This is a genomic window from Nocardioides sp. (assembly GCF_051876515.1).
In the GTDB taxonomy this organism is placed as follows: domain Bacteria; phylum Actinomycetota; class Actinomycetes; order Propionibacteriales; family Nocardioidaceae; genus Nocardioides.
On record NZ_JBJEHY010000151.1, the window covers coordinates 1 to 23,659 of the forward strand.

General features: G+C 72.0%; 20 protein-coding genes, 1 tRNA gene and 1 pseudogene. 12 read left to right on the forward strand and 10 right to left on the reverse strand.

Features of this window, described 5'->3' with window-relative positions:
* Positions 1-427, forward strand: a pseudogene (locus ACI379_RS11435) (hypothetical protein); the annotation flags it as partial.
* Between the two features lie 74 nt (positions 428-501).
* On the opposite strand, the gene ACI379_RS11440 reads toward ACI379_RS11435, so the two are convergent.
* Together ACI379_RS11440 and ACI379_RS11445 are read right to left on the reverse strand one after the other, a co-directional pair.
* Positions 502-2,790, reverse strand: a complete 2,289-nt coding sequence (locus ACI379_RS11440) for an immune inhibitor A domain-containing protein (RefSeq protein ID WP_439792217.1) — start codon at positions 2,788-2,790, stop codon at positions 502-504.
* Positions 2,791-3,129: 339 nt separating this feature from the next.
* A complete protein-coding gene (locus ACI379_RS11445; protein WP_439792218.1) occupies positions 3,130-3,621 on the reverse strand; it encodes a YajQ family cyclic di-GMP-binding protein in 492 nt (163 codons plus the stop codon).
* Positions 3,622-3,737: 116 nt separating this feature from the next.
* On the opposite strand from ACI379_RS11445, the gene ACI379_RS11450 reads away from it, so the two are divergent.
* Positions 3,738-3,820, forward strand: a tRNA-Tyr gene (locus tag ACI379_RS11450).
* Positions 3,821-3,910: 90 nt separating this feature from the next.
* Here ACI379_RS11450 and ACI379_RS11455 read toward each other — a convergent pair.
* The 4 genes from ACI379_RS11455 to ACI379_RS11470 form a co-directional block, all read right to left on the reverse strand.
* Positions 3,911-5,218 carry a type II toxin-antitoxin system HipA family toxin gene (locus tag ACI379_RS11455; protein ID WP_439792219.1) on the reverse strand — a complete coding sequence of 436 codons (1,308 nt, stop codon included), beginning with the start codon at positions 5,216-5,218 and terminating at the stop codon, positions 3,911-3,913.
* Positions 5,208-5,546, reverse strand: a complete 339-nt coding sequence (locus tag ACI379_RS11460; protein WP_439792220.1) for a helix-turn-helix transcriptional regulator — start codon at positions 5,544-5,546, stop codon at positions 5,208-5,210. Before ACI379_RS11460 ends, ACI379_RS11455 begins: the two co-directional genes overlap by 11 nt.
* Positions 5,547-5,623: 77 nt before the next feature.
* Positions 5,624-6,379, reverse strand: a complete 756-nt coding sequence (locus ACI379_RS11465) for a helical backbone metal receptor (RefSeq protein WP_439792221.1) — start codon at positions 6,377-6,379, stop codon at positions 5,624-5,626.
* Between the two features lie 37 nt (positions 6,380-6,416).
* Positions 6,417-8,351 carry a hypothetical protein gene (locus ACI379_RS11470; protein WP_439792222.1) on the reverse strand — a complete coding sequence of 645 codons (1,935 nt, stop codon included), beginning with the start codon at positions 8,349-8,351 and terminating at the stop codon, positions 6,417-6,419.
* 184 nt (positions 8,352-8,535) lie between these two features.
* Between ACI379_RS11470 and ACI379_RS11475 the strand changes: the two genes are divergently transcribed.
* Entirely contained in the window at positions 8,536-9,879 is a 1,344-nt protein-coding gene (locus tag ACI379_RS11475; RefSeq protein WP_439792223.1) for an MFS transporter, read from the forward strand.
* Positions 9,880-9,897: 18 nt separating this feature from the next.
* Here ACI379_RS11475 and ACI379_RS11480 read toward each other — a convergent pair whose 3' ends face one another.
* Both ACI379_RS11480 and ACI379_RS11485 read right to left on the reverse strand, forming a co-directional pair.
* Positions 9,898-10,581, reverse strand: coding sequence for a histidine phosphatase family protein (locus ACI379_RS11480; protein ID WP_439792224.1), 684 nt, complete (start codon positions 10,579-10,581; stop codon positions 9,898-9,900).
* A gap of 4 nt (positions 10,582-10,585) precedes the next feature.
* Positions 10,586-11,419, reverse strand: coding sequence for a hypothetical protein (locus tag ACI379_RS11485; RefSeq protein ID WP_439792225.1), 834 nt, complete (start codon positions 11,417-11,419; stop codon positions 10,586-10,588).
* A gap of 68 nt (positions 11,420-11,487) precedes the next feature.
* On the opposite strand from ACI379_RS11485, the gene ACI379_RS11490 reads away from it, so the two are divergent.
* Complete coding sequence (locus ACI379_RS11490; RefSeq protein ID WP_439792226.1) at positions 11,488-12,750, forward strand: multidrug effflux MFS transporter; 1,263 nt, start codon at positions 11,488-11,490, stop codon at positions 12,748-12,750.
* Between the two features lie 8 nt (positions 12,751-12,758).
* On the opposite strand, the gene ACI379_RS11495 is transcribed toward ACI379_RS11490, so the two are convergent.
* A complete protein-coding gene (locus tag ACI379_RS11495; RefSeq protein ID WP_439792227.1) occupies positions 12,759-14,465 on the reverse strand; it encodes a sulfatase family protein in 1,707 nt (568 codons plus the stop codon).
* A gap of 125 nt (positions 14,466-14,590) precedes the next feature.
* Here ACI379_RS11495 and ACI379_RS11500 point away from each other — a divergent pair, with 125 nt between their 5' ends.
* From ACI379_RS11500 to ACI379_RS11510, 3 genes are read left to right on the forward strand one after another with little or no spacing between them, the layout of a single operon-like run.
* Positions 14,591-16,924 (forward strand): FdhF/YdeP family oxidoreductase, encoded by a 2,334-nt coding sequence (locus ACI379_RS11500; RefSeq protein ID WP_439792228.1) that lies wholly within the window; start codon positions 14,591-14,593, stop codon positions 16,922-16,924.
* Positions 16,921-17,916, forward strand: a complete 996-nt coding sequence (locus ACI379_RS11505; protein ID WP_439792229.1) for a pirin family protein — start codon at positions 16,921-16,923, stop codon at positions 17,914-17,916. Before ACI379_RS11500 ends, ACI379_RS11505 begins: the two co-directional genes overlap by 4 nt.
* Positions 17,917-17,961: 45 nt before the next feature.
* Positions 17,962-18,552 carry a DNA-3-methyladenine glycosylase I gene (locus tag ACI379_RS11510; RefSeq protein WP_439792230.1) on the forward strand — a complete coding sequence of 197 codons (591 nt, stop codon included), beginning with the start codon at positions 17,962-17,964 and terminating at the stop codon, positions 18,550-18,552.
* Positions 18,553-18,578: 26 nt separating this feature from the next.
* On the opposite strand, the gene ACI379_RS11515 is transcribed toward ACI379_RS11510, so the two are convergent.
* Positions 18,579-19,157: a TetR/AcrR family transcriptional regulator gene (locus ACI379_RS11515; protein WP_439792231.1), complete on the reverse strand. Its 579-nt coding sequence runs from the start codon at positions 19,155-19,157 to the stop codon at positions 18,579-18,581.
* Between the two features lie 162 nt (positions 19,158-19,319).
* Between ACI379_RS11515 and ACI379_RS11520 the strand changes: the two genes are divergently transcribed.
* From ACI379_RS11520 to ACI379_RS11540, 5 genes are read left to right on the forward strand one after another with little or no spacing between them, the layout of a single operon-like run.
* Positions 19,320-20,579 carry an NAD(P)/FAD-dependent oxidoreductase gene (locus ACI379_RS11520; RefSeq protein WP_439792232.1) on the forward strand — a complete coding sequence of 420 codons (1,260 nt, stop codon included), beginning with the start codon at positions 19,320-19,322 and terminating at the stop codon, positions 20,577-20,579.
* Positions 20,576-21,001: a RidA family protein gene (locus tag ACI379_RS11525; protein WP_439792233.1), complete on the forward strand. Its 426-nt coding sequence runs from the start codon at positions 20,576-20,578 to the stop codon at positions 20,999-21,001. Before ACI379_RS11520 ends, ACI379_RS11525 begins: the two co-directional genes overlap by 4 nt.
* A gap of 45 nt (positions 21,002-21,046) precedes the next feature.
* Positions 21,047-21,424 carry a CidA/LrgA family protein gene (locus ACI379_RS11530; protein ID WP_439792234.1) on the forward strand — a complete coding sequence of 126 codons (378 nt, stop codon included), beginning with the start codon at positions 21,047-21,049 and terminating at the stop codon, positions 21,422-21,424.
* Positions 21,417-22,145, forward strand: coding sequence for an LrgB family protein (locus ACI379_RS11535; protein WP_439792235.1), 729 nt, complete (start codon positions 21,417-21,419; stop codon positions 22,143-22,145). The genes ACI379_RS11530 and ACI379_RS11535 overlap by 8 nt, the downstream gene beginning before the upstream one ends.
* Positions 22,146-22,199: 54 nt before the next feature.
* Positions 22,200-23,600 carry an amidase gene (locus ACI379_RS11540; RefSeq protein WP_439792236.1) on the forward strand — a complete coding sequence of 467 codons (1,401 nt, stop codon included), beginning with the start codon at positions 22,200-22,202 and terminating at the stop codon, positions 23,598-23,600.
* Positions 23,601-23,659: the final 59 nt, after the last annotated feature.

The window sequence follows — 23,659 nt, forward strand, 5'->3', positions numbered from 1 at the left end:
GGGGTGGCCGGGACGTCCCACCCCCATGACTGGCGTCCGCCTCCGCCTCGCCACCGGCGCCCTCGCGGCGCTTCTCCTGCTCGCCGTGGGCGGTTGCGGTGACGAGGACCCGGGGACGGCCGGGCGTACGACGCCCACGCCCGAGAGCACCTCCACGCCGCCGACCTCGACGCGCACGAACCCGCCGACGACTCCGCCGAGCGGACCAGCGCAGAAGGTCCGCGTCACCGGGGAGGTGGTCCGTACGGGCGACTGCGTGGTGGTCCGCGACAGCAACGGCATCACGTGGACGGTCCAGGGAGCCGGCGCCGAGAAGCTCACCGAGGGGGAGTCCGTCCTCGTGGTGGGGGCCCCCGACCTCACCGCGACGGGCTGCGAGGGCTCGCTGGTGCGGGCGACGCGGATCACCAGCCTGCTGCAGAAGTGACGTGACGAGGGCCGGGAGCTGGTGCTCCCGGCCCTCGCTGTGGGGTTGCCGGTACTACCGGCTCGAGGTCGGCGTCAGGAGACGCGGACCCGCATCTTGGTCCCGTTCTGCGACAGGACCCGGATCTTGACGCCCACGCCCGCGACCTTCACGCCGATGCGCGGCAGACCCGCGTCCACGAACGGCTGGAAGTAGCGGTTCGGGTCGGAGTCGTCGAACACCGGCTTGGCCGAGGCGCCGCGGATGTAGCTGCGTCGTCCACCCGAGTACAGGTAGAACGAGTCAGACTTCTGCAGCCCGAACGGGGCGTCGTAGTTCTGGATCCGTCCACGCCACGGCGTGCCCTGCAGGTTGTAGTGCGCCTGCGGGTTGGCGTCCACCGGCAGCACGAGGCCCTCGCCCAGGTGCTGGCTGGTGTTGTTGTCCGTGTACGCCGCGTCCCAGTAGTTGACCAGCAGGCCGTCCTGGTACGGGAACTTCTCCACGAAGTCGGGCCGGTCCGCGAACGAGAAGTTGTACGGGCCGGTCTTGAGGTACTTGTCGTAGGAGACGTACGCGCGGTGGCTGGCCAGGTAGAACCGGTCGCTCATCACCGACTTGCTGCTGCCCACCGAGGTGAAGCCGTCCACGGTCCAGCCGTTGGGCGGGTTCTCCGCGCCGTCGGCGAGGATCACCGCACCGCTGGCGTCGGTGACCTTGACGTCGTCGACGAAGATGCCCGACCAGCCCAGCGACTGGTCCTGGCCGAGGTAGCCACCATCGGTGAGGTAGCGGACCCGGAAGCCGACGGTCGTGCCGGCGTACGGGGTCAGGTCGACCGACACCGGCACGTACCCGGCGGAGGTGCCGTCGATGCCGATCTCGTCCGCGTCGGCGTCGGTGTCGGGGTCGATGCCCGCGTCCACCTGGATCCAGTTGCCGCTGCCAGCCGGCGACTCGACCTCGAACCACGCGTAGTCGTAGTCCTCCTCGATGTTGTACGCCGTCTGCAGGTCGAGCTTCGCGCCCCCGGCGGGGACGGCGATGTCAGCGCGGGACAGCGTCGCGGAGTAGTTGTTGTCGCTGCCGCTCCACCACTGCTTGGTGCCCTCGGTGGGCGTGGGCAGCTGGGTGACGGTCTCCTTGTCGGGCAGGACCACGGCCAGCCCCTGGGCGCGCTTGGTGTTGTACTCGTGCGGGCCCAGGTCGATGGTCTTCTTCTGCCCCGCCACGACGGTCTCGTAGTCGAGCCAGCCGAGCTGGAGCTTGTCCCACACGCCGAGGTCGGCCGCTCGGGTGCCGATGCCCTGGTCGCCGGCCGCGGAGACACGGCTCTGGGCCATCAGCGTCCACCAGCTCACCGGGTTGTCCCCGGAGGCGACGGTGTCGTAGTGGTCCGGCAGGCCGAGGTCGTGGCCGTACTCGTGGGCGACCACCGAGATGCCGCCGTTCTCGGGCTGCACGGTGTAGTCCGCGGCCCAGATGCCGGTGTTGCCGATCTGCGTGCCGCCGTCGAGGTTGCCCGCGGGGCCCTGGGTGCCGATGAGGTTCTGGAAGACCTTCCAGCGGTGGCTCCAGATGGCGTCCTCGCCGTAGTACGGGTCACCGTCGGCCTGGTCGCCACCCGCGTGGATGATCTGCAGGCGGTCGAGGTAGCCGTCGGGCTCGTCGAAGTTGCCGTCACCGTCGAAGTCGTAGCGGTCGACCTTGTCGTACTCGGAGACGATCGCCTTGATCTGTGCGTCGGTCTTGCCGGCCGCCTTCTGGTCGGCGACCCACTGGGTCATGCCGTCGGAGACCAGGTTCCACACGTTGGTGCAGTTGCTCGCGTTGCACGGGTAGCCGTTGCCGCGGCCGTAGCGGGCCTGGTTGTAGCGGACCTTCACGACGTCGGTGACCATGCCCTCGACGCTGTAGCGGCCGGACGACTGACGCTCGTAGTACGTCTTGAGGGACTCGACGCCGTCGCCCTCACCGAAGTAGAGGTTCTCGTAGTACGCCTTGTCGTAGTTGGCGTTCCACTGCGTCGAGTTGTCGTCGGGCCCGGGCGCGGGGATCTCGTTGAAGAGCGGTCCGTCGAAGCGCGTGGGACCCGCGTAGTCGGGCGAGGTGTCCTGGTCGGGGTAGTTCGGGTGGCGCTCGTTGCCGAACTCCACCAGCAGCACGAACACCTTGTCCGTGCGCTCGTTGGAGAGCTCCACGTACTGGTCCTGGCTGGCGCGCTTGCCGTGGCGGGTGGTGGCGCGGCGGGACAGGGGCTCCCGGCCGACCTTGAGCACCCGGTTGCCGTTGATGACCTGCGGCTTGGCCTCGCCGCTGAGCACGTCTGCCCATGCCTCCCGGCGGAGCATGTTCTGCTTCTCTGCCCGCGGGTTGGGCAGCATGTGGTCAGGGTTGGCGGCGTGAGCCTCGCTGACCGATGAGGTGGTGGGTGCCGGCGCGCCCGTGGCAGGGGGGAGGGCAATCAGCCCTACGCCCGCGACCAGGGTCAAGCCGAGACCGGCGTTGATGGATCGCACGATTCGTTCCTTCTTCCGAGAAGCAGACGGCTGTAGCCGCCTGTGATCTTGGACACTAGGCCTTTCGTGCGGATCTGGGCAGTGCGCAGGTGGGGGAAATCTGTGACCTGGGCGCTCGTGGTCCGATCCGTGAACGGCGTCGGCCCCGGCCGGCCGGTCGCCAGGACGCGGCTCAGCCGGGGCCGTACGGCGCCGGTGCGGGAATCAGCGGTAGTTGGTGAACTGCACCGCGAACTCGTAGTCCTGGCCCTTGACCAGGGCGATGACGGCCTGCAGGTCGTCGCGCTTCTTGGACGACACGCGCAGCTCGTCGCCCTGGATCTGCGCCTTGACGCCCTTGGGGCCCTCGTCGCGGATCAGCTTGGAGATCTTCTTGGCGTCCTCCGAGGAGATGCCCTCCTTGAGCGCGATGTCGATCTTGGAGACCTGGCCGGACTGGCGCGGCTCGGAGGCGTCGAGGACCTTGAGGGAGACGTCGCGCTTGACGAGCTTGCCCTTGAAGACGTCGAGGACGGCGGAGGCGCGGTCGTCCGCGCTGGCCGAGATCTCGATCGCCTGCTCGCCCTTCCACTCGATGGTGGCGCCGGTGCCCTTGAAGTCGAAACGGGTGGCGATCTCGCGTGCCGCCTGGCCGAGGGCGTTGTCGACCTCCTGCCGGTCGATCTTGCTCACGATGTCGAAGCTCGAGTCAGCCATCTTCTGCCTTCCTGGGCGAGGCCCAACCCCTGTGGGACCCCGCGGTTTCGTGTCGGTGTGCTGCTCCGCTATTGTTCCGTCTTGTTGTCATCTCGCCAAGGCGAGGTCACAGCGGAGGCAGGTTGCCCGAGCGGCCAATGGGAGCGGACTGTAAATCCGTCGGCTTACGCCTTCGAAGGTTCGAATCCTTCACCTGCCACACACGACACTGGCCCCCGCGAGTCGCGGGGGCCAGTGGTGTTTGTGGGCTCGGTCAGCGCTTGCGCGTCCTGTCGGGCGAGGGCAGGGTCTAATCGGTGTAGAAGACCGACCGGTTCAGGAACTCCCGGCCCCACAGCATGGTGGCCTGCGCCCGCGTCAACATGGCGGCGTCGCACGCCGCGGCGAACCCTTGGGTGACCACCTCCACGACGTGGTCGACGATCTCCCTGGCGTGAGCCTGAGTCAGTCGGAAGGCTGGTGCCGCAGCGACCAGGTCAGCGAACCGGGAGAGCCTCGGCCCCCCGGTGTCGAATGAGATCGCGTGCGAGGCGATGCTGGTGTTCCGGGGCTGGGGCGAGACGTCGTAGGCAGGCGTCAACCGCAACTGGTGCCCGTCGAAGAACGCGGCGTGGTTGCGAAGGTGGTCGTCGGTGTTCCCCACTGCGACGTTGACGGCAGCCCGGGTGAAGAGCTCAGTCATCTGCTGTGCCCCGTCGGCCCAGCCTGACGACATCATCGCCTCGGCGAGCATCGTGTACGAGGCGTAGCGAGCCTCCGCCTCCCGCAACCCCAGCACGGTCAAGGCTGAGACCATCATCCGTCGGCAGCCGTCCGCGCGGTCGAAGCGTTCGACGAGCAGTGCCGGACGGTTCTGGTGCATCTCGACACGCACGGGAGCGACCTCCACTCCGGCCTCCGCTGCCAACAGCATGGCGACCGCCTCTGCCTGCACCACGGGTCGAACGTCAGTCGAGGAGTGGAACTTCGCGACGTGGTGCCCGTCGGCATCCTCGAGCAGCGCCTTCGGCCGAGCCCCGCCGATCGACGTTCCGTGCCCAGCGGCCGCCAGCAGGTCGGGTGGCACCGGGAGCCCGGCCTCCACCCGGGCGGTCATGGCCTGCAGCTCCTCCAGGGACGCCGACCCACCGCGCGGCACGTAGTCGGTGGGGGACAGCTGGAAGTCCAGGGCTCCGATCCGGTCGGAGTTGGAGTCCAACCAGTAGGTCCGTTCGTCGAGCACTGCCTCGGGGTCGCGGGCCTTGGCCAGGTTGATGACGCGCCGGCCCCACGCATCGGGGGCCGAGTCCCGCAGGCACCCGTGAACGTCCAGGGCGGAGCGCGACTGAGGGTCCGGGGAGCCGCGCCAGTACGTGTTCCGGCTGCCGTCGGGCAAGGTGCCGGGTCGTCCCGGGTCGAAGCGTCCAGCCACGAGCGGGAGTTCCGGGGTGAACAGAGGAACTGCATCGCTGCGTGCGCGGTAACTGCGCGCGTACGTGAACGTCAGTCGTCCGGTGGCCTCGAGCTCGTCGACCGCGCCAGCGACCACCGGTACCTGCGAGCCGGGCAGCCACACCCACACGAACACCCTCTGCGGTGCCGGTTGGTCAGAAGTCATCGTCCGCCGCCCGGGTGTGGGTTCTCACGCGTGCAGGCAGCAGCGCCAGCCGAGCTGTCGCGTCACGCCGGGCGAGCGCCCGCGTCGTCAGGTCCTCGCCGAACAGGGGGACTCCGGTGAGGACTGCTGCTTCGAGGACAGTGCCGATCTTCGTGCTCGGTTCGCCTGACTCCATGCGTCGCACCACGCCCTGGCTCACGCCCAGTCGTGAGGCCAGCTCAGCCGCGGTCCAGCTCAGCTCGCGGCGCGCCGCAGCGATCTGTGCGCCGAGCGTGACGAGGGCGTCCTTGGTCGCTTCTCGATAGTGCCGCTCCATGCCCACCTCCACCCGTCTCGCGTACTCCCGATGGTCTTCACTTCAAAAAGTAACAGTAGGGGGTCTAAAGCACTATTTTTATGCACCCATCAAGCCAGTGAGGCCGCCTCGACCAGCGCGGGCCCGTACCAGGTCAGGAGTCGTCCACTGACCAGCTCGGTGGGCGTACGGAACGCCTCGGGGCCGTCATCGGCGGTGAAGACGTACGGCTCGTCGGGCAGGAGCACCACGTCCGCGCCGCTGGCGTCGAGGTCGGCCAGGTCGACGGCCGGGTACCGGTCGGGGGAGGTGGCGTACACGTTGTCCCAGCCGAGCCGGCGCACCAGGTCGGAGGTGAAGGTGTCCGAGCCGACCACCATCCACGGGTCGCGCCAGATCGGCACCGCCACCCGACGCGTGACCGGCGGCAGCGGGCCGCACCACAGCTCACGCGCCCGGCCCAGCCACGCCGGCCGCGCCCACCCCAGGCCGTCGAGGAGCCGCTCCATCGAGTCCACGGCGTCCGGGACCGTACGGATGTCGGTCACCCACACCCGCAGCCCGGCCTCGCGCATCCGGCGCACGTCCAGCTCCCTGTTCTCCTCCTTGTTGGCCACCACGACGTCGGGCGCCAGCGCCGCAACAGCCGTGAGGTCCGGGTTCTTGGTGCCCCGCACCCGTGGCACGTCGAGGTCCGCCGGGTGGGTGCACCAGTCCGTCGCGCCCATCACCGCGCCGCGGTCCACCGACACCAGCGCCTCGGTCAGGGACGGCACCAGCGACACGACTCGTCGGGCCGGCGAGGGACCGTCGTACGGGGTCCCGAGGTCGTCGAGAGGGGCGGGGGACGGCGGGCGGTTCACCATCGGGTCACCGTAGCCAAGGCCCCGCACCCGGCCGGTCTCACGTCAGGTTCGACTCGTCCAGCTCGGTGGTCAGCCGCAGCACCGGCGCCGGGGCGGGGGTGCGGTCGCGGATGACCGGGTCCTTCCACGCGGGCGCCGAGGCGGCCAGGACAGCGGCACGCGCGTCGAGCACCGCCCGGCTCGCGCGTCCGGGGCGGTACGCGGTCAGGTCCTTGACCGACAGCTCGAACAGGCCCGGGTACGTGGTCCGCGCCCCGTCGGTGTCCGCGTACGACCGGGCGTAGCCGGTGACCCAGCGCTGGTAGGCCGACAGGGAGATCCGCAGCCGCGTCCAGCGGTGGGCGGTCCACCCGGGTGCGTCGACCTCGCCGGGACGCTCACCGGCGAAGCGCGCCACCAGACGGGCGCCGGCGCCCTCCCCGCGGGCCACGAGGGCCTCGACCACCGAGCGTTCCATCTCGAGGTTGAGCCCGCCCTCGTCGGCGCTGTGGAAGATCGTGACCACCCGGCCCCGGTATCCCGGCATCGTCATCTGCTGGTCGTCGACCCACCGGCGCGCGGTGCCCAGCACGGCGCCGCCGAAGCCCAGCAGCCCGGCCGGGGTGCCCGGGGTCAGCGTGCGCCACGGCCGGAACCGCCCGCCGCCCGAGTCCTGGGCGAGGTAGGAGTTGTCGGCCTCGTCGGCAGACGCTGAGCGGTGCGGGCCGTACGAATCGAGGTTGACCGCGAACGTCGGGCGGGTGGGAATCGGGGAGTCGAACATGTGGACCGGCAGGTTGGTGCAGATGCCCCCGTCGGAGAACCAGTTCACTTCGCGCGGCACCTCCTCCAGGTCGTGCCGGGCCCGCTCGACGAGCTCGTCGACGTCGGCCCCCTCGTCCCAGTGCGTCACCAGCCAGTGCTCGATCTCGGCCCGCAGCGCCTGCGTGCGTGGTGCGGTCGGGTCGGCGGCGTGCACCGGCACCGCCTGGATCAGGCCGGGGAAGCTCAGCGACATCCGCGCGGCGACGAGCACCGGCAGGTCGCCTGGGGCCGGCCACGGGTGCAGGGGCCGGGACAGGGCGCGCGAGATGCGTCGGCCGGCCTGTTCGCGCTCGGTCCCGGACGGGGGAGCCGGGTGAGCCACCATCCAGTCGACGACGTCAGCGGGGAAGAGCTGTCTGAAGACGCGCTCTTCGAAGTAGTAGAGCTGGTTGGACCACGGCATCGTCGTCGGCTGGCCGCGGGTCAGGTTGGTCGTCATCATCCGCAGTTCGACCCCGGCGTCGTCGAGGTCGGCGAACGTCAGCGGCGCGTCGGACGTGCTGCGCCCCGACAGGGACTGCAGCTGCCCGTGCAACCACTCGGTCAGGGCGGGCGGCCGGTCGGGCGCGTCGGCACGCGGGTCCGGCATGCCGGTGACGAGACCGAACCGCTCGCTGCGGCCCACGTCGCGCACCAGCCCCAGCCCGACGAGCACGCACCAGCCCACCGGAAGCAGGCCGAGCAGCGCCGCGACGGCGACGGTGACGCCCCACCCGCTGCCCGAGGCGAACCCCGCCCACGCCAGACCCAGCACCGCGACACCCCACACCGCGCTCCGCGCCCAGTACGCCCGCGCCGCGGCGAGTCCGGTCGCCACAGCCCCCGAGCGGCCCTTGTGCAGGAGGTGGGCGCAGAGCACCCGGAACGGCCGTCGTTGCGCACGCGCCGGTTGGAACAGGTTGAACAGGGTCGAGCGGTGGTTGGCGTGGACCTGCGTCAGGTCACCCGGCAGCGCCTGGAGCCGGTCGAAGCCGCCGCTGGCGCGGCCGTACTCCGCGGCGGCCGTCGCAGCCGCGGCGATCGCGCCCGCGGAGGCGCCACCCACGGCGCGGAAGCGGTACGTCCGGGCGAGCTCGCACACCGCGCTGGGGTAGATGATCCCGCTGGTCACACCACCCTTCATGACCAGGTCGCACTCGAGCGGGGCGGTGGCGTACGGGTCGGTCATGACGGGCTCCCTCGAGAAGTCGGCTGGCGCCGGAGCGGTTCTCCCACCCTGTCGCGGACCACCGACAGTCCGCATCGGTGAAGTTGCGGTAAACCCCCGGAGCGCGGCTCCGGTCCAGACCGCCGCATACTGGACGGAGGCGCAGGCGCGCCACTCAGGAGAGGTGCGTGCGCGAGGTGGTCCGGTGAGTCAGCCCGAGCTGGTCCACGACATCGGACGCCGGCGCGCGTGGGTGATCTGGCTGGTCGCCCTCGCGGTCTACTTCCTGGCCGTCTTCCACCGCAGCTCGCTCGGTGTCGCCGGCCTGCTCGCGGCCGACCGCTTCGACATCAACGCGACCAGCCTGTCGTTCTTCACCGTCCTGCAGCTCGTCGTCTACGCGGGCATGCAGGTGCCCGTCGGCGTCCTGCTCGACCGGTTCGGCTCGCGGGCGATGCTGCTGGCCGGACTCGTGCTGATGACCGGTTCGCAGCTGGTCTTCGCGTTCGCGGAGCACTTCGCCGTCGCGGTCCTCGCACGCGCCGTGCTGGGCGCCGGCGACGCGCTGGTCTTCGTCAGCGTGATCCGGCTGGTGACGCTGTGGTTCCTCGTCCGGCAGGCACCGATGGTCACGCAGCTCACCGGGCTCACGGGGCAGCTGGGCGCCATCGTGGCCGCCGCACCGCTCACCTGGATGCTGCACCAGCTCGGGTGGACCCGTACCTTCGCCGCGGTCTCGAGCGTGGGCGTGGTGCTGCTGGTCCTGGTGCTCGCCCTGGTCAAGGACACCCCGTACCGCTCCGACGGCGCCACGGAGGTCAAGCTGCGCGCCCTGGTGGAGTCGATGAAGACCGTGTGGGGCAACCCGGGCACCCGCCTGGGCATGTGGTCGCACTTCGTCTCGCAGTTCTCCGCCACCGTCTTCGCGCTGCTGTGGGGGTTCCCGTTCCTGGTGCAGGGGCAGGGCTGGAGCCCGGCGGCGGCCAGCAACCTGCTCATGGTGATGACCGGCTTCGTGATCGTCAGCGGCCTCGTCCTCGGCGCGGTCACCGCCCGGTTCCCGTTCTGGCGCTCGTGGACCGTCGTCGCGGTCGTCGCGGCCATCGCGACGGTGTGGACCGTGGTCCTGCTGCGCGACGAGCCGTCACCCACGTGGCTGCTGGTCGTGCTGGTCTGCGTGACCGGCATCGGTGGACCCACCTCGATGCTCGGCTTCGACCTGGCCCGCAGCTTCACCCCGGTGCAGGCGATCGGCCGGGCCAACGGCCTGGTCAACGTGGGTGGCTTCGTGGCCTCGCTGTGCGTCATGGCCCTGATCGGGATCGTCCTGGACCTCAGCGAGCCGGGCGGCATGGACGCCTACGACCTGGACGACTTCCGGGCCGCGCTGGCGGTGCAGTACGTCTTCTGGGCGTTCGGCGTGGTCCAGGTGCTCCGCTTCCGCCGTCGCGCGATCGCCCACCTCGAGCGGGTGCACCCCGGAGCGGTGGAGCAGATGAGGGCCGGTCGGCCGTTCGTGCACCCCGGCATCGGTACCGAGGGGCTGTGACGCGCCGGGCGGCGTGACTCAGTCGGCCTGCTCGGCAGCCTGGCCGGCGTCCGCCACGGCGGTCGGGTCGAGGGCGGAGGAGTCGTCGAGGAACGCCCCGCCGTACGGCTCGCCGTGCCACTCCTCCAGCCGCCAGCCGCTGCGGTGGTCGCCCTCCAGCACGATGAGCGCGGTGTTGTGCAGCGGCGACGTCGGGTTGGGGATCACCGACCCGGCCAGCATGCGGGCAGCGGTCCAGGTGCGGATGGCCGCCCCGTGGCTGACCACCATCGCGGCGTCGTGACCGGCCTGGACGATCCGCTCGATCGCCGCGTCGTACCGCTCCAGGAACTGGTGGCCGGTCTCCCCGCCGGGCATGCGGACGGCGAGGTCGCCGCTGATCCACGACGTGACCGTCGCGATGTAGCCGTGGATGGACTCGGCGTCGTTGAGCATCTCGAAGTCGCCCGCCTGGATCTCCTCCAGGCCGGCCATCTCGGTCGGCGCGTACCGACGAACCTGCGCCGACGGCGCGGCCGTCTGGTGGGTGCGGACCCGGCTCGACACGTAGATGCTCTCGATCGAGGACTCGCCGAGGGCCTGGGCCGCGGCGGTCGCCTGGCGCTGGCCCAGCGCGGTCAGGTCGAGGCCCGGGTGGGCGGTGTCGAGCTGTCCGGAGACGTTCGCGTGGGTCTGGCCGTGTCGCATGAGCAGGAGTCGCACGGGCTCAGCCTAGTGAGTGCCCCGGCACGCCGACCCCGGCGAGTGCCGGCGCCAGCGCGGACGGGTCGGGGCAGGCCAGGGAGACCAACCAGCGGCGGGCGCGTACGAGGTCGTCGCCCCGCTCGGTGAGCAGCCCGGCCACCGCGGTGGCGTCCGTCGTCGCGAGCAGCTGCGTCGCGGCCTCGGCGCCCGCGCCGTCCCACAGCGCGGCGGTGGCGAGCAGGAGGTTCGCGAACCCTGCGCCAGCGGGTCCGGTGACGGCGTGCGCCGGCCCGTCGACGCCGACGAACGGGACGCCGCGGTCGAGGGCGGCGTCGATCCAGGAGGCGACCTCGCCGACGTCCTGCGCACCACCCGTCCGCAGCCCCACCCCCAGCTCAGCCTCGGCCGCGACGTCGGCGGCCGCGAGCCAGCCGTACGAGGCGGGGCCGGCGGGCAGCACCAGGTGCACCGGTGTCTCCTCGGCCAGGTCACCCTCGGCGCGGGCGGCGTCCACGGCGGCCAGGACGCGACGGGCGTTGGAGGCGAGGTCGTCCTCGTCGCGCAGGGCCACGTCCAGACCGACGAGGTCCACGTCGCGGCGGGCAGCGAGGCGCGCCACGCCGGGGACCACGCCCGCGCCCCCGCGAGCGGCGACGCGGATCCGGGCGGCGCCCTCGGGCACGTCGGGGAGCTGGTCCTCGCTGACACAGACCGAGCCCACGGCCCCACCCTGTCCGAGGGCGTCGAGCCGGCCCCCGACGTCGCCCTCGCGGTCCCACACGGAGGTGTCGTGGAAGAGCCCCAGCCAGGTGGCGGGGAGGTCGTCGGTGGCGGTGGAGCCGGGCGCTGGGGTCACGCCTCCAGCCTAGCCAGCCGCGCGTCCCAGGTCGGGGCGCGACGACCGGTCCCCGTTAGGCTCCGTCGGTGAGCAGACCGATCGACCTGAACAGCCGCCGGGCCATGGTGGGCATCCCGATCGCCCTGGCGATGCTCTCGATGATCGGCCCGTTCAGCATCGACACCCCGTTCCCCGCGTTCGCGCAGATGCGAGCGGAGTTCGGCGCCTCGACGCAGCAGATGCAGCTGGTGGTCACCACGTACCTCCTCGCCTTCGCGGCGATGAGCCTGTTCCACGGCCCCATCTCCGACGCCGTCGGGCGCCGGCCCGTCATCGTCGTCTCGGTCTCCCTGTACGTCCTGGCCTGCATCGGGGCAGCCTTCTCGCCCAACCTGGCGGTGCTGCTCGTCTTCCGCGTGCTGCAGGGCCTGTTCGCCGGCGGCGCCACCATCGTGAGTCGCACGATCATCCGGGACCTGTACGAGGGGGACCAGGCGCAGCGGCTGATGAGCCGGGTCGCGATGATCTTCGGCCTGGCGCCTGCGATCGCCCCGGTCGTGGGTGGGCTGGTGCTGCAGGTCGGACCCTGGCCGGTGGTCTTCTGGCTGATGGCCGGCCTAGGGGTGGCGCTCATCGTCACCACCGTCCTCGTCATCCCCGAGTCGCACCCCCGCGAGCGCCGTACGCCGCTGGCCGTGGGGCAGGTCGTCAGCGGGCTGGGCGCCGTCGCCCGCAACCCCGCCTTCGCGCGCGTCGCCCCGGCCGCGTCGTTCGCGTTCGGCGCGCAGTTCCTCTACATCGGGGGAGCCTCGATCTTCGTCGTCGACGTGCTCGGCCTCGGCGAGCTCGACTTCTGGGTCTTCTTCGCGCCGATGATCGGCGGCATGGTCATCGGCTCGTGGATCTCCGGCCGCGCCGCGGGCAGGATCTCCGGGCGTCGCCTGGTGAGCCTGGGCTTCACCGTGGCCCTCGCCGGGGGCGTGGTCGGCGTACCGCTCGCCGTCGGGGCGCCGGAGGGCGTGCTGCCCTGGGCGATGGTCGGGCCCACCCTGGTCGCGCTGGGCAACGGGATGCTCTACCCGACCCTCAACCTCATGATGCTCGACCTGTTCCCCGAGCGCCGCGGCGCCGCGGTCTCCGGCGGGTCCTTCCTGACCCTCGTCCTCAACGCGACCGTCGCCTCGCTGGTGACCCCGGTGGTGGGCGAGAGCGCGCTCGGGTTCGCGGTGACCGCGGTGTCGATGGTCGTGCTCGGCCTGCTGTTCTGGTCGTGGCACCTGGCGATCGAGACCCGTGACACCGCCGTGCCACGGCGCCCGGAGGAGCTCGAGCCCACTGACTTGATGTAGGGAGTCGCTCAGCCCTGCAGGTCCGCGCGCATCGGCTCGGAGCACTCGGCTCCCTCGCAGTTGCGCAAACGGGCCAGCTCGGCGCCCAGCCGCTCCTCGACCCTGGCGAACCAGGGCCGTCCGGCCACGTTGGTCAGCTGCCCGGGGTCGTACCGCATGTCGTACAACTCGACCTCGCCGTTGGCGTGCCGCACGTAGAGCCACCGGGCCGCGCGCACACCGATGGAGAATCGGAGGTTGTCGTCCGCCGTCGGGGGGACCTCCAGCGCGTTCTCGCCGTTCTCGCCGACCAGGCCGCGGGGGCCCGAGTCGGTGAGCACGCCGCGTCGCCACCCGCGGTCGCCGTCACGGATGACGCCCCACATGTCCGCGCCGTCCAGAGTCTGCTGCACGCTGACTCCGCCCGCGCTGAGCAGCGTCGGCGCGAAGTCGGCGGAGATGAAGGGGTCCTGGCGGACCTGCCCGCGCGGCACGCCGGGCCCGCGCACCAGCAGGGGCACGGCGATGGAGGGCTCGTACGGCAGCAGCTTGCCGCCGCGCAGGCGGTGCTCACCGAGGAAGTAGCCGTTGTCGGAGGTGAACATGACGACGGTGTTCTTGAGCTGTCCGGCGTTGGCGAGCGTGTCGATCGTGCGCCTGACCTGATGGTCGACCACGGAGAGGGCCTCGGCGCGCTGCCTGGTCACCGCACGCAGGGCCAGCCTCTCCGCGCGGTTCAGCGGGGGCAGGGCGCGGATGAAGTACGGCTTGTCGCTGACGTCGGCCTCGCCCGAGGCTCCAGGCGCCTGTCGGACCTTCCAGTCGAACCGGCCCCTGACCTTGGCGGGCCGGGCCGGGGTGGGGAAGGAGAAGGTCCGGTCGCCGCGGACCACGGGTTGCGGGTCGTCGGGCTCGGCGGGGCCACCGGCGTGCGGAGCCACGTAGTTGACCCACAGGAAGAACGGTGACGGAGATCCGGCGCTCTCGTCGAGGACCTGCTGGGTCATGTCGCCAGCCACGCGCGTGGAGTAGCGGCCCGGGTACGGGTCGATGGCGCCGTCGTGGTTGAACGTGGTGTCGAAGTAGCGGTACGTGCCGCCCGAGCGGGGGTCGCCGGCCTCGAACCCTCCGTCCAGGGACCCCTGCCACCTCGACCAGCCCGGCGGGACGTAGGTCAGGGAGGTGTCCGACGAGCCGTCCGGCGCCGGCTGGCGGCCGTACCCGTTGAGGTACTTGCCGATGAACGCGGTGCGGTAGCCGTCGCGCTGCAGCCACACGGGCAGCGTCTCGGCGTCGTCCAGGGCGGTGAACCCCCACGGGTCGATGTGCGACCAGACCTTGTGGTTGTGGGTGTACTGGCCGGTCAGGAAGGAGGAGCGCGAGGGGCAGCACAGCGGGTGGGGCGCGAACGCGTTGTTGAAGCGCACCCCCTCGGAGCCGATGAGGCGACGGGTGTGCGGCATGAAGCGGAGGTCGTCCTCACGCATGTCGTCGACGGTGATGACGAGCAGGTTGGGGCGGTTCGTGGCGCGCTGCGCGGAGGTCGTCGCGGGGGTCGCGGCCGTGGACTGGTCCACCTCGGCGCGCGGCTGCGCCCCCGGCGAGGCGGCAGCGGTCGGCGGCCCGTCGTGCCGCACGCTCAGCGAGGATCCGACCAGGGCCGTGCAGCAGGCGAGGACGGCGAGGACCAGGGCTCCGCGACGCACGGAGCGTCGCTGTCCAGAGGTGCGTGCCACGGGTACTCCAAGCAGGTGGACAGGGCTTCACGTGATCCCCTGCGTGCGCCGAGAACCGCGTGCATCTTGACAGGTGTCCACAAGGACGTGCCACGAGTACGCCACCCACCGGGCAGGATGTGGGGGTGAGCCCCTTCACTTCATGGCGCAATCGTCTGCGCGGCGTCCCCGTCGCCGACGCGGTGGACACCGACGTCGAGGTCTCCTCCCCGCCCGAGGCGGTGGCGGGCGTCACCGGGGTCGCGGTGGCCCTGCGCCGGGCGGTCGGTCAGATGGGCCCGCGCCGCGCCGCGGAGGCCCTCACGCGCATCAACCAGGTCGACGGGTTCGACTGCCAGGGTTGTGCGTGGCCGGACCCCGAGCACCGGCACGCCGCGGAGTTCTGCGAGAACGGCGCCAAGGCCGTCGCGGAGGAGGCGACCCGGCAGCTGCTGGACGCAGAGTTCTTCGCCACCCACTCCGTCGCCGACCTGGCCGGGAAGTCCGAGTGGTGGCTCGGCAAGCAGGGGCGCCTCACCGAGCCGGTGGTGCTGCGCGAGGGCGCCACCCACTACACGCCGATCGGCTGGGACGAGGCCTTCGACCTGGTCGGCACGCGCCTCCGCGCGCTCGACTCGCCCGACCGGGCGATCTTCTACACCTCCGGCAAGGCGTCCAACGAGGCCGCGTTCACGTACCAGCTGTTCGTCCGGGCGTACGGGACGAACAACCTGCCGGACTGCTCCAACATGTGCCACGAGTCGAGCGGCACCGCCCTGGTCGAGACGATCGGGATCGGCAAGGGGTCGGTCAGCATCGAGGACGTCCACACGGCCTCGCTCATCGTCGTGGTGGGCCAGAACCCGGGCACCAACCACCCGCGGATGCTGTCCGCGCTGGAGAAGGCCAAGGCCAACGGCGCGAGGATCCTGGCGGTCAACCCGCTGGCCGAGCCGGGCCTGGTGCGGTTCAAGAACCCGCAGCGCCCGCGCGGCGTGGTCGGCCACGGGACGGCCCTGGCCGACCTGCACCTGCCCGTACGGGTCAACGGCGACCTGGCGCTGTTCCAGGCGATCGGCGCGCTGCTGGTGGAGTGGGACGCCCTCGACCGCGACTTCCTGGCCGAGCACACGGTCGGGTTCGAGGCGTACGCGGCCCACGTGGCCGACCTGGACTGGGCCGAGGTGGAGCGCGCGACCGGTCTGAGTCGCGCCCAGGTCACCGAGGCGGCGGAGATGTTCCGCGACTCGCCGGCCACCATCACCTGCTGGGCGATGGGGATCACCCAGCACCGCAACTCGGTGGCCACGATCAAGGAGATCGTCAACGTCGCCCTGCTGCAGGGCAACATCGGGCGTCCCGGTGCCGGCCTGTGCCCGGTCCGCGGCCACTCCAACGTGCAGGGCGACCGGACGATGGGGATCTGGGAACGGCCCCCGGCCGCGCTGCTGGAGGGGATCCGGGCCGAGTTCGGCTTCGACCCGCCCGCCCACCACGGGTACGACACCGTCGGCGCGATCGAGGCCCTGCGCGACGGTGACGCCGACGTCTTCTTCGCGCTCGGCGGCAACTTCGTGGCCGCGAGCCCGGACACGGAGGTCACCGAGGCCGCGATGCGCAACGCGGCCCTGACCGTCCAGGTCTCGACCAAGCTCAACCGTTCGCACGTCGTCACGGGGCGCGAGGCGCTGATCCTGCCGGTCCTGGGACGCAGCGAGGTCGACCGCACCGGCGGCCGGGAGCAGCGGATCAGCGTCGAGGACTCGATGTCGGCCGTCCACACCTCCCGCGGTCCGCTGGAGCCGGCCTCGCCGCGCCTGCGCTCCGAGGTGGACGTCGTGTGCAGCGTCGCGATCGCCACGCTGGGGGCCGAGCACCCGGTCCCGTGGGAGCTGCTGCGCGGCGACTACACGGAGATCCGCCGCCGGATCGCCCGCGTGGTCCCCGGCTGCGAGCAGTTCGACGAGCTCGTCGACGCCCCCGGCGGGTTCGTGCTGCCGCACCCGCCGCGCGACAGCCGTACGTTCCCCACCGCCCCCGGCAAGGCCGTCATCTCGGTCTCGCCGCTGAGCGTGCTGGAGGTGCCCGACGGGCGGCTGCTGCTGCAGACGCTGCGCTCGCACGACCAGTTCAACACCACCATCTACGGCCTCGACGACCGCTACCGTGGCATCAAGGGCGGGCGTCAGGTCGTCTTCGTCCACCCAGACGACATCACCGACCTCGGCTTCTCCGAGGGCGACTGGGTCGACCTGGTGGGGGAGTGGCCCGACGCGGTCACCGGTGAGGTCGTCGAACGGTTCGCCCGTCGTTTCCGGATCGTTGCCCATCAGCAACCGCGAGGTTGCGCGGCGGCCTACTATCCGGAGACGAACCCTTTGGTTCCCCTGGACCACTTCGCCGACGGGAGCCGTACCCCCGCCTCGAAGTCGGTGGTGGTGCGGCTGGAGTCGGCCCGAACGGAGCAGTCGTCGCCATGAGCAACCCGGAATCCACGCCCGAGGAGATGGACCTCGTCTGCGGTGACCGCGACGTCGCGGTCGAGGTGGTCCAACCACGTGAGGTGCCGCTGGGTGGCCCACGGGCGATGCTGGTGCGCCGCACGCTGCCGCTGCGAGGCCGCTCGCTCATCGGTGCCTGGTGCTTCATCGACCACTACGGTCCCGACCGGGTCGCCGACACCGGCGGGATGAAGGTCGCGCCGCACCCGCACACGGGCCTGCAGACGCTCAGCTGGCTGTTCGCCGGAGAGATCCAGCACCGCGACTCCGCCGGCAACCAGGCGATGGTCCTGCCCGGCGAGGTCAACCTCATGACGGCCGGGCACGGGATCAGCCACTCGGAGGTCTCGACCGCCGGCACCGACGTGCTGCACGGTGTGCAGCTGTGGGTCGCGCTTCCCGACGCCAGTCGTGACGTCGAGCCCGGCTTCGAGCACCACGTGCCCGAGCCGGTCCGTGGGCCGGGCTGGGAGGCGCGGGTGCTGGTCGGTTCGCTCCTCGGCTCGACCTCGCCGGTACGCACCTTCACGCCCCTGGTGGGCGCCGAGGTGATGCTGGCCGGCGGCGCCACGCTCGACGTGCCGCTCGACCCCGCCCACGAGCACGGTCTCCTGCTGGACGTCGGCTCCCTCGAGGTCGACGGTGCCGAGGTCAAGCCCGGCGAGCTGGCCTACGTCGCCCCCGGGACCCGGACGGTACGCCTGCACGCCCGCGAGGAGTCCCGCCTGATGGTGCTGGGTGGGGAGCCGTTCGGCGAGGCGATCGTGATGTGGTGGAACTTCATCGGCCGCAGCCACGATGAGATCGTGGAGTTCCGGGCCGAGTGGCAGGAGCAGGTGACCGCGGACGGCTCGGTGGTGGCGGGTGCGCAGTCGGTGGCCCCGGGACGGTTCGGCGTGGTGGCCGGTGAGGAGTTGGCGCCGCTCCCGGCGCCCGTGCTGCCCAACGTACGACTGCGCGAGCGCCGCTGAGGCGTCGGGCCGCGCACTGTCGGACCCGTGCTGCAGGATGCCGGCATGGGTGAACTGACGGCGGTGACGGGTCCCGACGGTCTGGCCAGGTGTCCCTGGGCCACGCACCACGACGACGAGCGCGACTACCACGACGCGGAGTGGGGCGTGCGCGTGGCGGGTGAGGCGGCCTGGTTCGAGCGGCTCACGCTGGAGGCGTTCCAGTCGGGTCTGTCGTGGCGCACGATCCTGCTCAAGCGCCCCGCCTTCCGGGCGGCGTTCGCGGACTTCGACGTGGACACGGTGGCCCGGTTCGACGAGCACGACGTCGAACGGCTGATGGGTGACGCCTCGATCGTGCGGAACCGTCGCAAGATCGACGCGGCGGTGACCAACGCCCGCGCTGCGGTGGCCCTGCGCACCGACGGTGGGCTGGAGGCCATGGTGCTCGCGCACCGTCCCGAGCCGGGCCCGGCCCCGCGCGTGGTGGGCGACGTCCCGGCCAGCACGCCGGAGTCGCTCGCGCTGTCCAGGGCGCTCAAGAAGGCCGGGTTCGCGCACGTCGGACCCACCACGATGTACGCCCTCATGCAGGCCACGGGGCTCGTCGACGACCACCTCGAGGGGTGCCACCGTCGGGGGGCCGGCCAGCCCTGAGCGGGGTCGACGGTCGTCGGGACGGCTCAGTCCGGGGGTGCCGTGGCGTCCAGGACGACGTCGACCAGCGCGTCCACGATCCCCGGGTCGGCGCCCCGACCGGTGGTGAGCGGGGCGAGGAATAGTGGCGCCAGCAGGACGTTCATCACCGTGGTGGCACTGTGCCGCGTCGACGCCTCGCCGCGCTGCACGGCGCGGTCGACCATGACGGCCCACCCGGTGAGCGCGGGGCCGTAGTGGTCGATCACGGTGGCGTTGAAGTCGGGATGGGCGCCGGAGGCCATGACGCGGGAGAGGCCGACCTCGATCGGCGCGGCGGCGAACTTCGCCACGGTGTGCGCGAAGGCGCGTAGGTCGCCGGACCACGAGCCCGTGTCGGGCACCTCGATGCTGCGTGCGTGCTCGGTGAGCGCCTCGGCCAGCAGGGCGGCGTGGGTGGGCCACCAGCGGTAGATGGTGGCGCGGCTGACGCCGGCCCGCTCGGCTATCTCGACGGTGGTGAAGGTGATCCGGCCCTCGGCGAGGTGGTCGAGCACCGCATGGGCCACCGCCTCCCGCACCTGCTCGCTGCGCCCTCCGGCGCGCTGTCGACGGCGAGTGTCCATGGGTCCTCCTACCAGTTCCGGACCAGCGTGGTCGCATGGTCTGGACCTGTGCGTTCTGTGGACCATGCCCCGTCCATCATGCCTCTAATCGAGACACGGTGTTGATTTAAGGGCGGGACGAGTCCACGCTGAGCATCCACCCGACGTCCACCTGGAGCTCCCATGACCTCGTCCCCACCCCGTACCCACGTCGATCTCGCCGTCATCGGAGCCGGCCCGCTGGGCGCGGCCACCGCACGGCACGCCGCCGAGGCGGGCGCCCGCGTCGTCGTCATCGGCCCCGACGAACCGGCCGACTTCGCGGACCACGAGGGCGTGTGGGCCGGCCACTACGACCAGGGGCGGCTCTGCCACGTGCTGGAGGTGCCGCTGGTCACGTCGCTGCTGGCCACCCGCAGCACCCGTCGCTTCGACGACCTGATCGGGCGCACCGGCATCAACTTCCTGACCCCCACCCACTCGGTCACGGTGATGCCGGAGGCCGCTTCGGGCGTCGCCGCCTCGACCTGGTTCGACGCCGACGTGCTCGCCGGCAACGCCGCCGATCTGGGGGTGGCGGTGGACCGCCTGACCCCGGACGAGCTCGCCGCGGCGTACCCGCAGCTCTCCTTCGAGCCCGGGCACCTCGGCCTGCGCCAGCGCGACGCGTTCATCCTCAACCCCCGCGCCCTGGTGGCCGCGGAGCTGAGGGCGGCCGTGGCCGCCGGCGCCGAGCTGGTGCGCGACGAGGCCGTGGCGCGCGAGCTCGTCGACGGTCAGGTACGGGTCCGCACCGCGCGCTCGGGGACGTGGACGGCCGACAAGGTGGTCGTGGCCACCGGTTGTGCGACCAACGCCACCGGGCTGCTCGACCGTCCGCTGCAGACGCTCACCTTCGGCGCCACCGTGACGCTCGTCGAGGTCTCCGGCCCGGACGCGGTGCCGGACATGCCGACGATGATGATGCTCAAGGTCCGCGACGGGGACTACCTGTTCGGGGGCATCGTGATGGCCCCGGTGCAGTACCCCGACGGCCGGTGGTACCTCAAGGTGTCCGGCAACAGCCTGCTCGCCAACCCCCTCGACACGCGCGAGGAGATCGCTGCGTGGGTGCGTACGGGCGGCCGCGCCGAGGACGTCGAGGAGACCATGGCCGTCCTGCGCGACCTGCTGCCCGGCGTCGAGCTGGGGCCGGCGCGGACCCGGCCGTGCACGGTCTGCGCGACGCCGCACGACCGGCCGTACATCGACTGGGCCGACGAGCGGACCGTGGTCGTGGTGGAGGGTGAGCGCGGCGCCATGGCCGCCGACGAGATCGGGCGCCTCGCCTCCGGACTCGCCCTCACCGGAGCCTGGACCGACACGCTGCCCGCCGAGAACTTCCGGGCGCTGTGGGCGCCCGAGGGATGGAGCACAGCCGCCGCGATCGGTCGTGCGTCGTGAGCCCCGGCCACGTCCCGGTCGTGCCCGCGGGCTCGGAGTGGACCTACGAGAACTGGCACCTCAGCCCCGCGGTGCGGGCCGGGGACGTCCTGTACTGCTCCGGGGTCCTCGGCACGCGCGAGGACGGCTCGGTCCCCGAGGACCTGGCCGAGGAGGTCTCGCTGGCCTTCGACAACCTCGCGCACGTGCTGGCCGCGGCCGGCGGCACCCTCGCCGACGTCGTCGACCTGCTCACCTTCCACCTGGACCTGCCGAGCCAGGTGCCGGCCTTCATGACGGTGCGGGACCAGCGGCTGGGAGAGCCGTGGCCGGCGTGGACCGCGATCGGCGCCACCCAGCTCGGCGGGGGACTGCCGGGCGTACGGATCGAGGTCCGGGCGACGGCGTACCTGCCGAGGGGTGGCGGAGCGCCGGTCGCATAGGTTCGACCGTGTGAACTGGTTGGACGCGCCCCCGGGAGCACCCACGTGATCGCCGGGCTCACCTGGCTGCTCGGCTGCCAGGTGGTGGGTGAGGTGGTCGTACGACTCACGGGCCTGCCGGTGCCGGGCCCGGTCGTCGGCATGGCGCTGCTCTTCGTGGTGCTGACGGTGCGCCGTCCGGCCGCCGACGCCGGCGTCCTCACGGCCTCCGACGCGCTCCTGCGCCACCTGCAGCTGCTCTTCGTCCCCGCGGGGGTCGGGGTGGTGGCCTACCTCGCGGTGCTGCGCGCCGACGCGCTGCCGGTGCTGGGGGCGCTCGTGGGCTCCTGGCTGGCCGGCCTCGTGGTGGCAGGCGGTGTGGTCGCGCTGCTGGCCCGCCGCGCCGGCGCGCGCGGACGACGCGGGACGGCGTCGGATGGGTGACCTCGGCGCGGCCTGGCGCAACACCCTGGACTGGGCCGAGGGCTCCCCGCTGGTGTGGCTGCTGGTGACGCTGCTCACCTACCGGCTGGCGCTGTGGGTGCACCGGCGCACCGGCGGGCACCCCCTGGCGCAGCCGGTCCTGACCTGCGTGCTGCTGCTGGGCGGACTCCTGCTCCTCACGGGCGTCCCGTACGCCGACTACCGCGCCGGGACCGAGGTCATCGCCTTCCTGCTCGGCCCCGCGACGGTCGCCTTCGCCGTACCCCTGCACCGCAGCGTCGAGGCGCTCCGCGGGCTCGTGGGGCCGATCCTGCTCGCGCTCGTGCTGGGCGTCACCACCGCCGTCGCCACCGGGTACGGACTGGTCGTCGCGCTGGGCGGCGACGACGAGCTCGCCGCGACCATGGCTGCCAAGACCGCGACCACACCGGTGGCCATCGCCGTGGCGGACGTGGTCGGCGGGATCGGGCCGCTCAGCGCGGTCTTCGCGGTGCTCGCCGGGATCCTCGGTGCCGTGGCGGCTCCCGCCGTGCTGGACCTGCTGCGGATCACCGACCCGCGCGCCCGGGGTGTGGCGATCGGGACCGTCTCGCACGGGGTCGGGACCTCGCGCGCCCTGCGCGAGGGTGAGGTGACCGGTGCGGTCGCCGGTCTGACCACGGGTCTGGCGGCGCTCGTGGTGAGTCTGGTCACCCCGCTCGTGGTGGCCTGGTTCTCCTGAGGTGGGGCGGGTTGCCCGTGACGATCCTCACGCGATCGCCTAAGTTGGCCCACCATGACGCAGGTGCACGCCTTCGGCGACGACGTACTCGGTGACCTGGACGCGGTGGGGCTGGTCGAGGCGATGGCCCAGGGCCTCTCGGCCGCCGAGGTGGTCGAGGCCGCCGTGGCCCGCGTGGAGTCCGTCGACGGCGCCCTGGGCGCGGTCGCGCACCGGGCGTTCGACCGGGCCCGCGAGGAGGCCCGCAACCCGCGCCCCGGCTTCTTCGCCGGCGTGCCCACCTTCCTGAAGGACAACGTCGCGGTGGCCGGGATGCCGCTGACCGACGGCACCGACGCCTGGGACCCGGTGCCGGAACCGGCCGACGGCGACTTCGCCCGCATGTACCTGGCCACCGGTCTGCTGCCGCTGGGCACGACCCGGATGTCGGAGTACGGCTTCAGCGCCGCGGCCGACCACGTACGCCTGGGGCCGGTCCGTTCGCCGTGGCACCTCGACCACTACGCGGGCGCGTCGTCCTCCGGCTCGGCCGCACTGGTCGCCGCCGGTGCGGTGCCGCTCGCCCACGGCAACGACGGGGGTGGGTCGATCCGGATCCCGGCCGCGGTCAACGGGCTCGTCGGGCTCAAGCCGACCCGCAACCGGCTGGCCCAGGACAAGCTGATGCGGGACATGCCGGTGCGCATCGTCTCTGACGGTGTCCTGACCAGGTCCGTGCGCGACACGGCCGCGTTCTACCGGGAGGCGGAGAAGGTCTGGCGCAACCCCGCCCTGGCCCCGGTGGGCGACATCCGGCGCCCCGGTCGTGCCCGCCTGCGGATCGCGGTGGTCACCGAGGGTGTGGGGCGCAGGAGCACCCCCGAGGTCGCCGCCCTCACCCTGGCCACGGCGGCCCGCCTCGAGGAGCTCGGGCACACGGTCGAGCAGATCGACCACCCCGTCCCGGACAGCTTCGCGGACCACTTCCTGCTCTACTGGTCGATGCTCGCCCTGGCGATGGTGACCACCGGTCGCCGCGCGCACGGCCGCAGCTGGGACCGTGACAAGCTGGACAACCTGACCCTCGGGCTGGCCAGCCACTGCCGGCGCAACCTGCACCGACTCCCGGCGGCGGTCGTCGCCATGCAGCGCAGCAGGCACCTCGCCGCGGAGCACCACCGCACCTACGACCTGACGCTCACGCCGACGTTGGCCACCGAGACGCCCCGCGTGGGGTGGCTCCGCCCGGACCAGCCGTACGAGGTCATCATGGACCGCCTGCTGGACTGGGTGGCGTTCACGCCGTGGCAGAACGCGACGGGCGAACCGGCCATCAGTCTGCCGCTCGCCACCACCGCCGCAGGGCTGCCGCAGGGCATGATGTTCGGTGCCGGCCACGGCCGCGAGGCGCGCCTGCTGGAGTTCGGTCTGGAGGTCGAGCAGGCGCTCGGGTGGGCCGGTCTCGGCACCCCCTGAGGACGCTGCGGGGGAGCCGTTTCCCACCGTGCGCACCCCGGATTTTTCTTGCGGCGAGG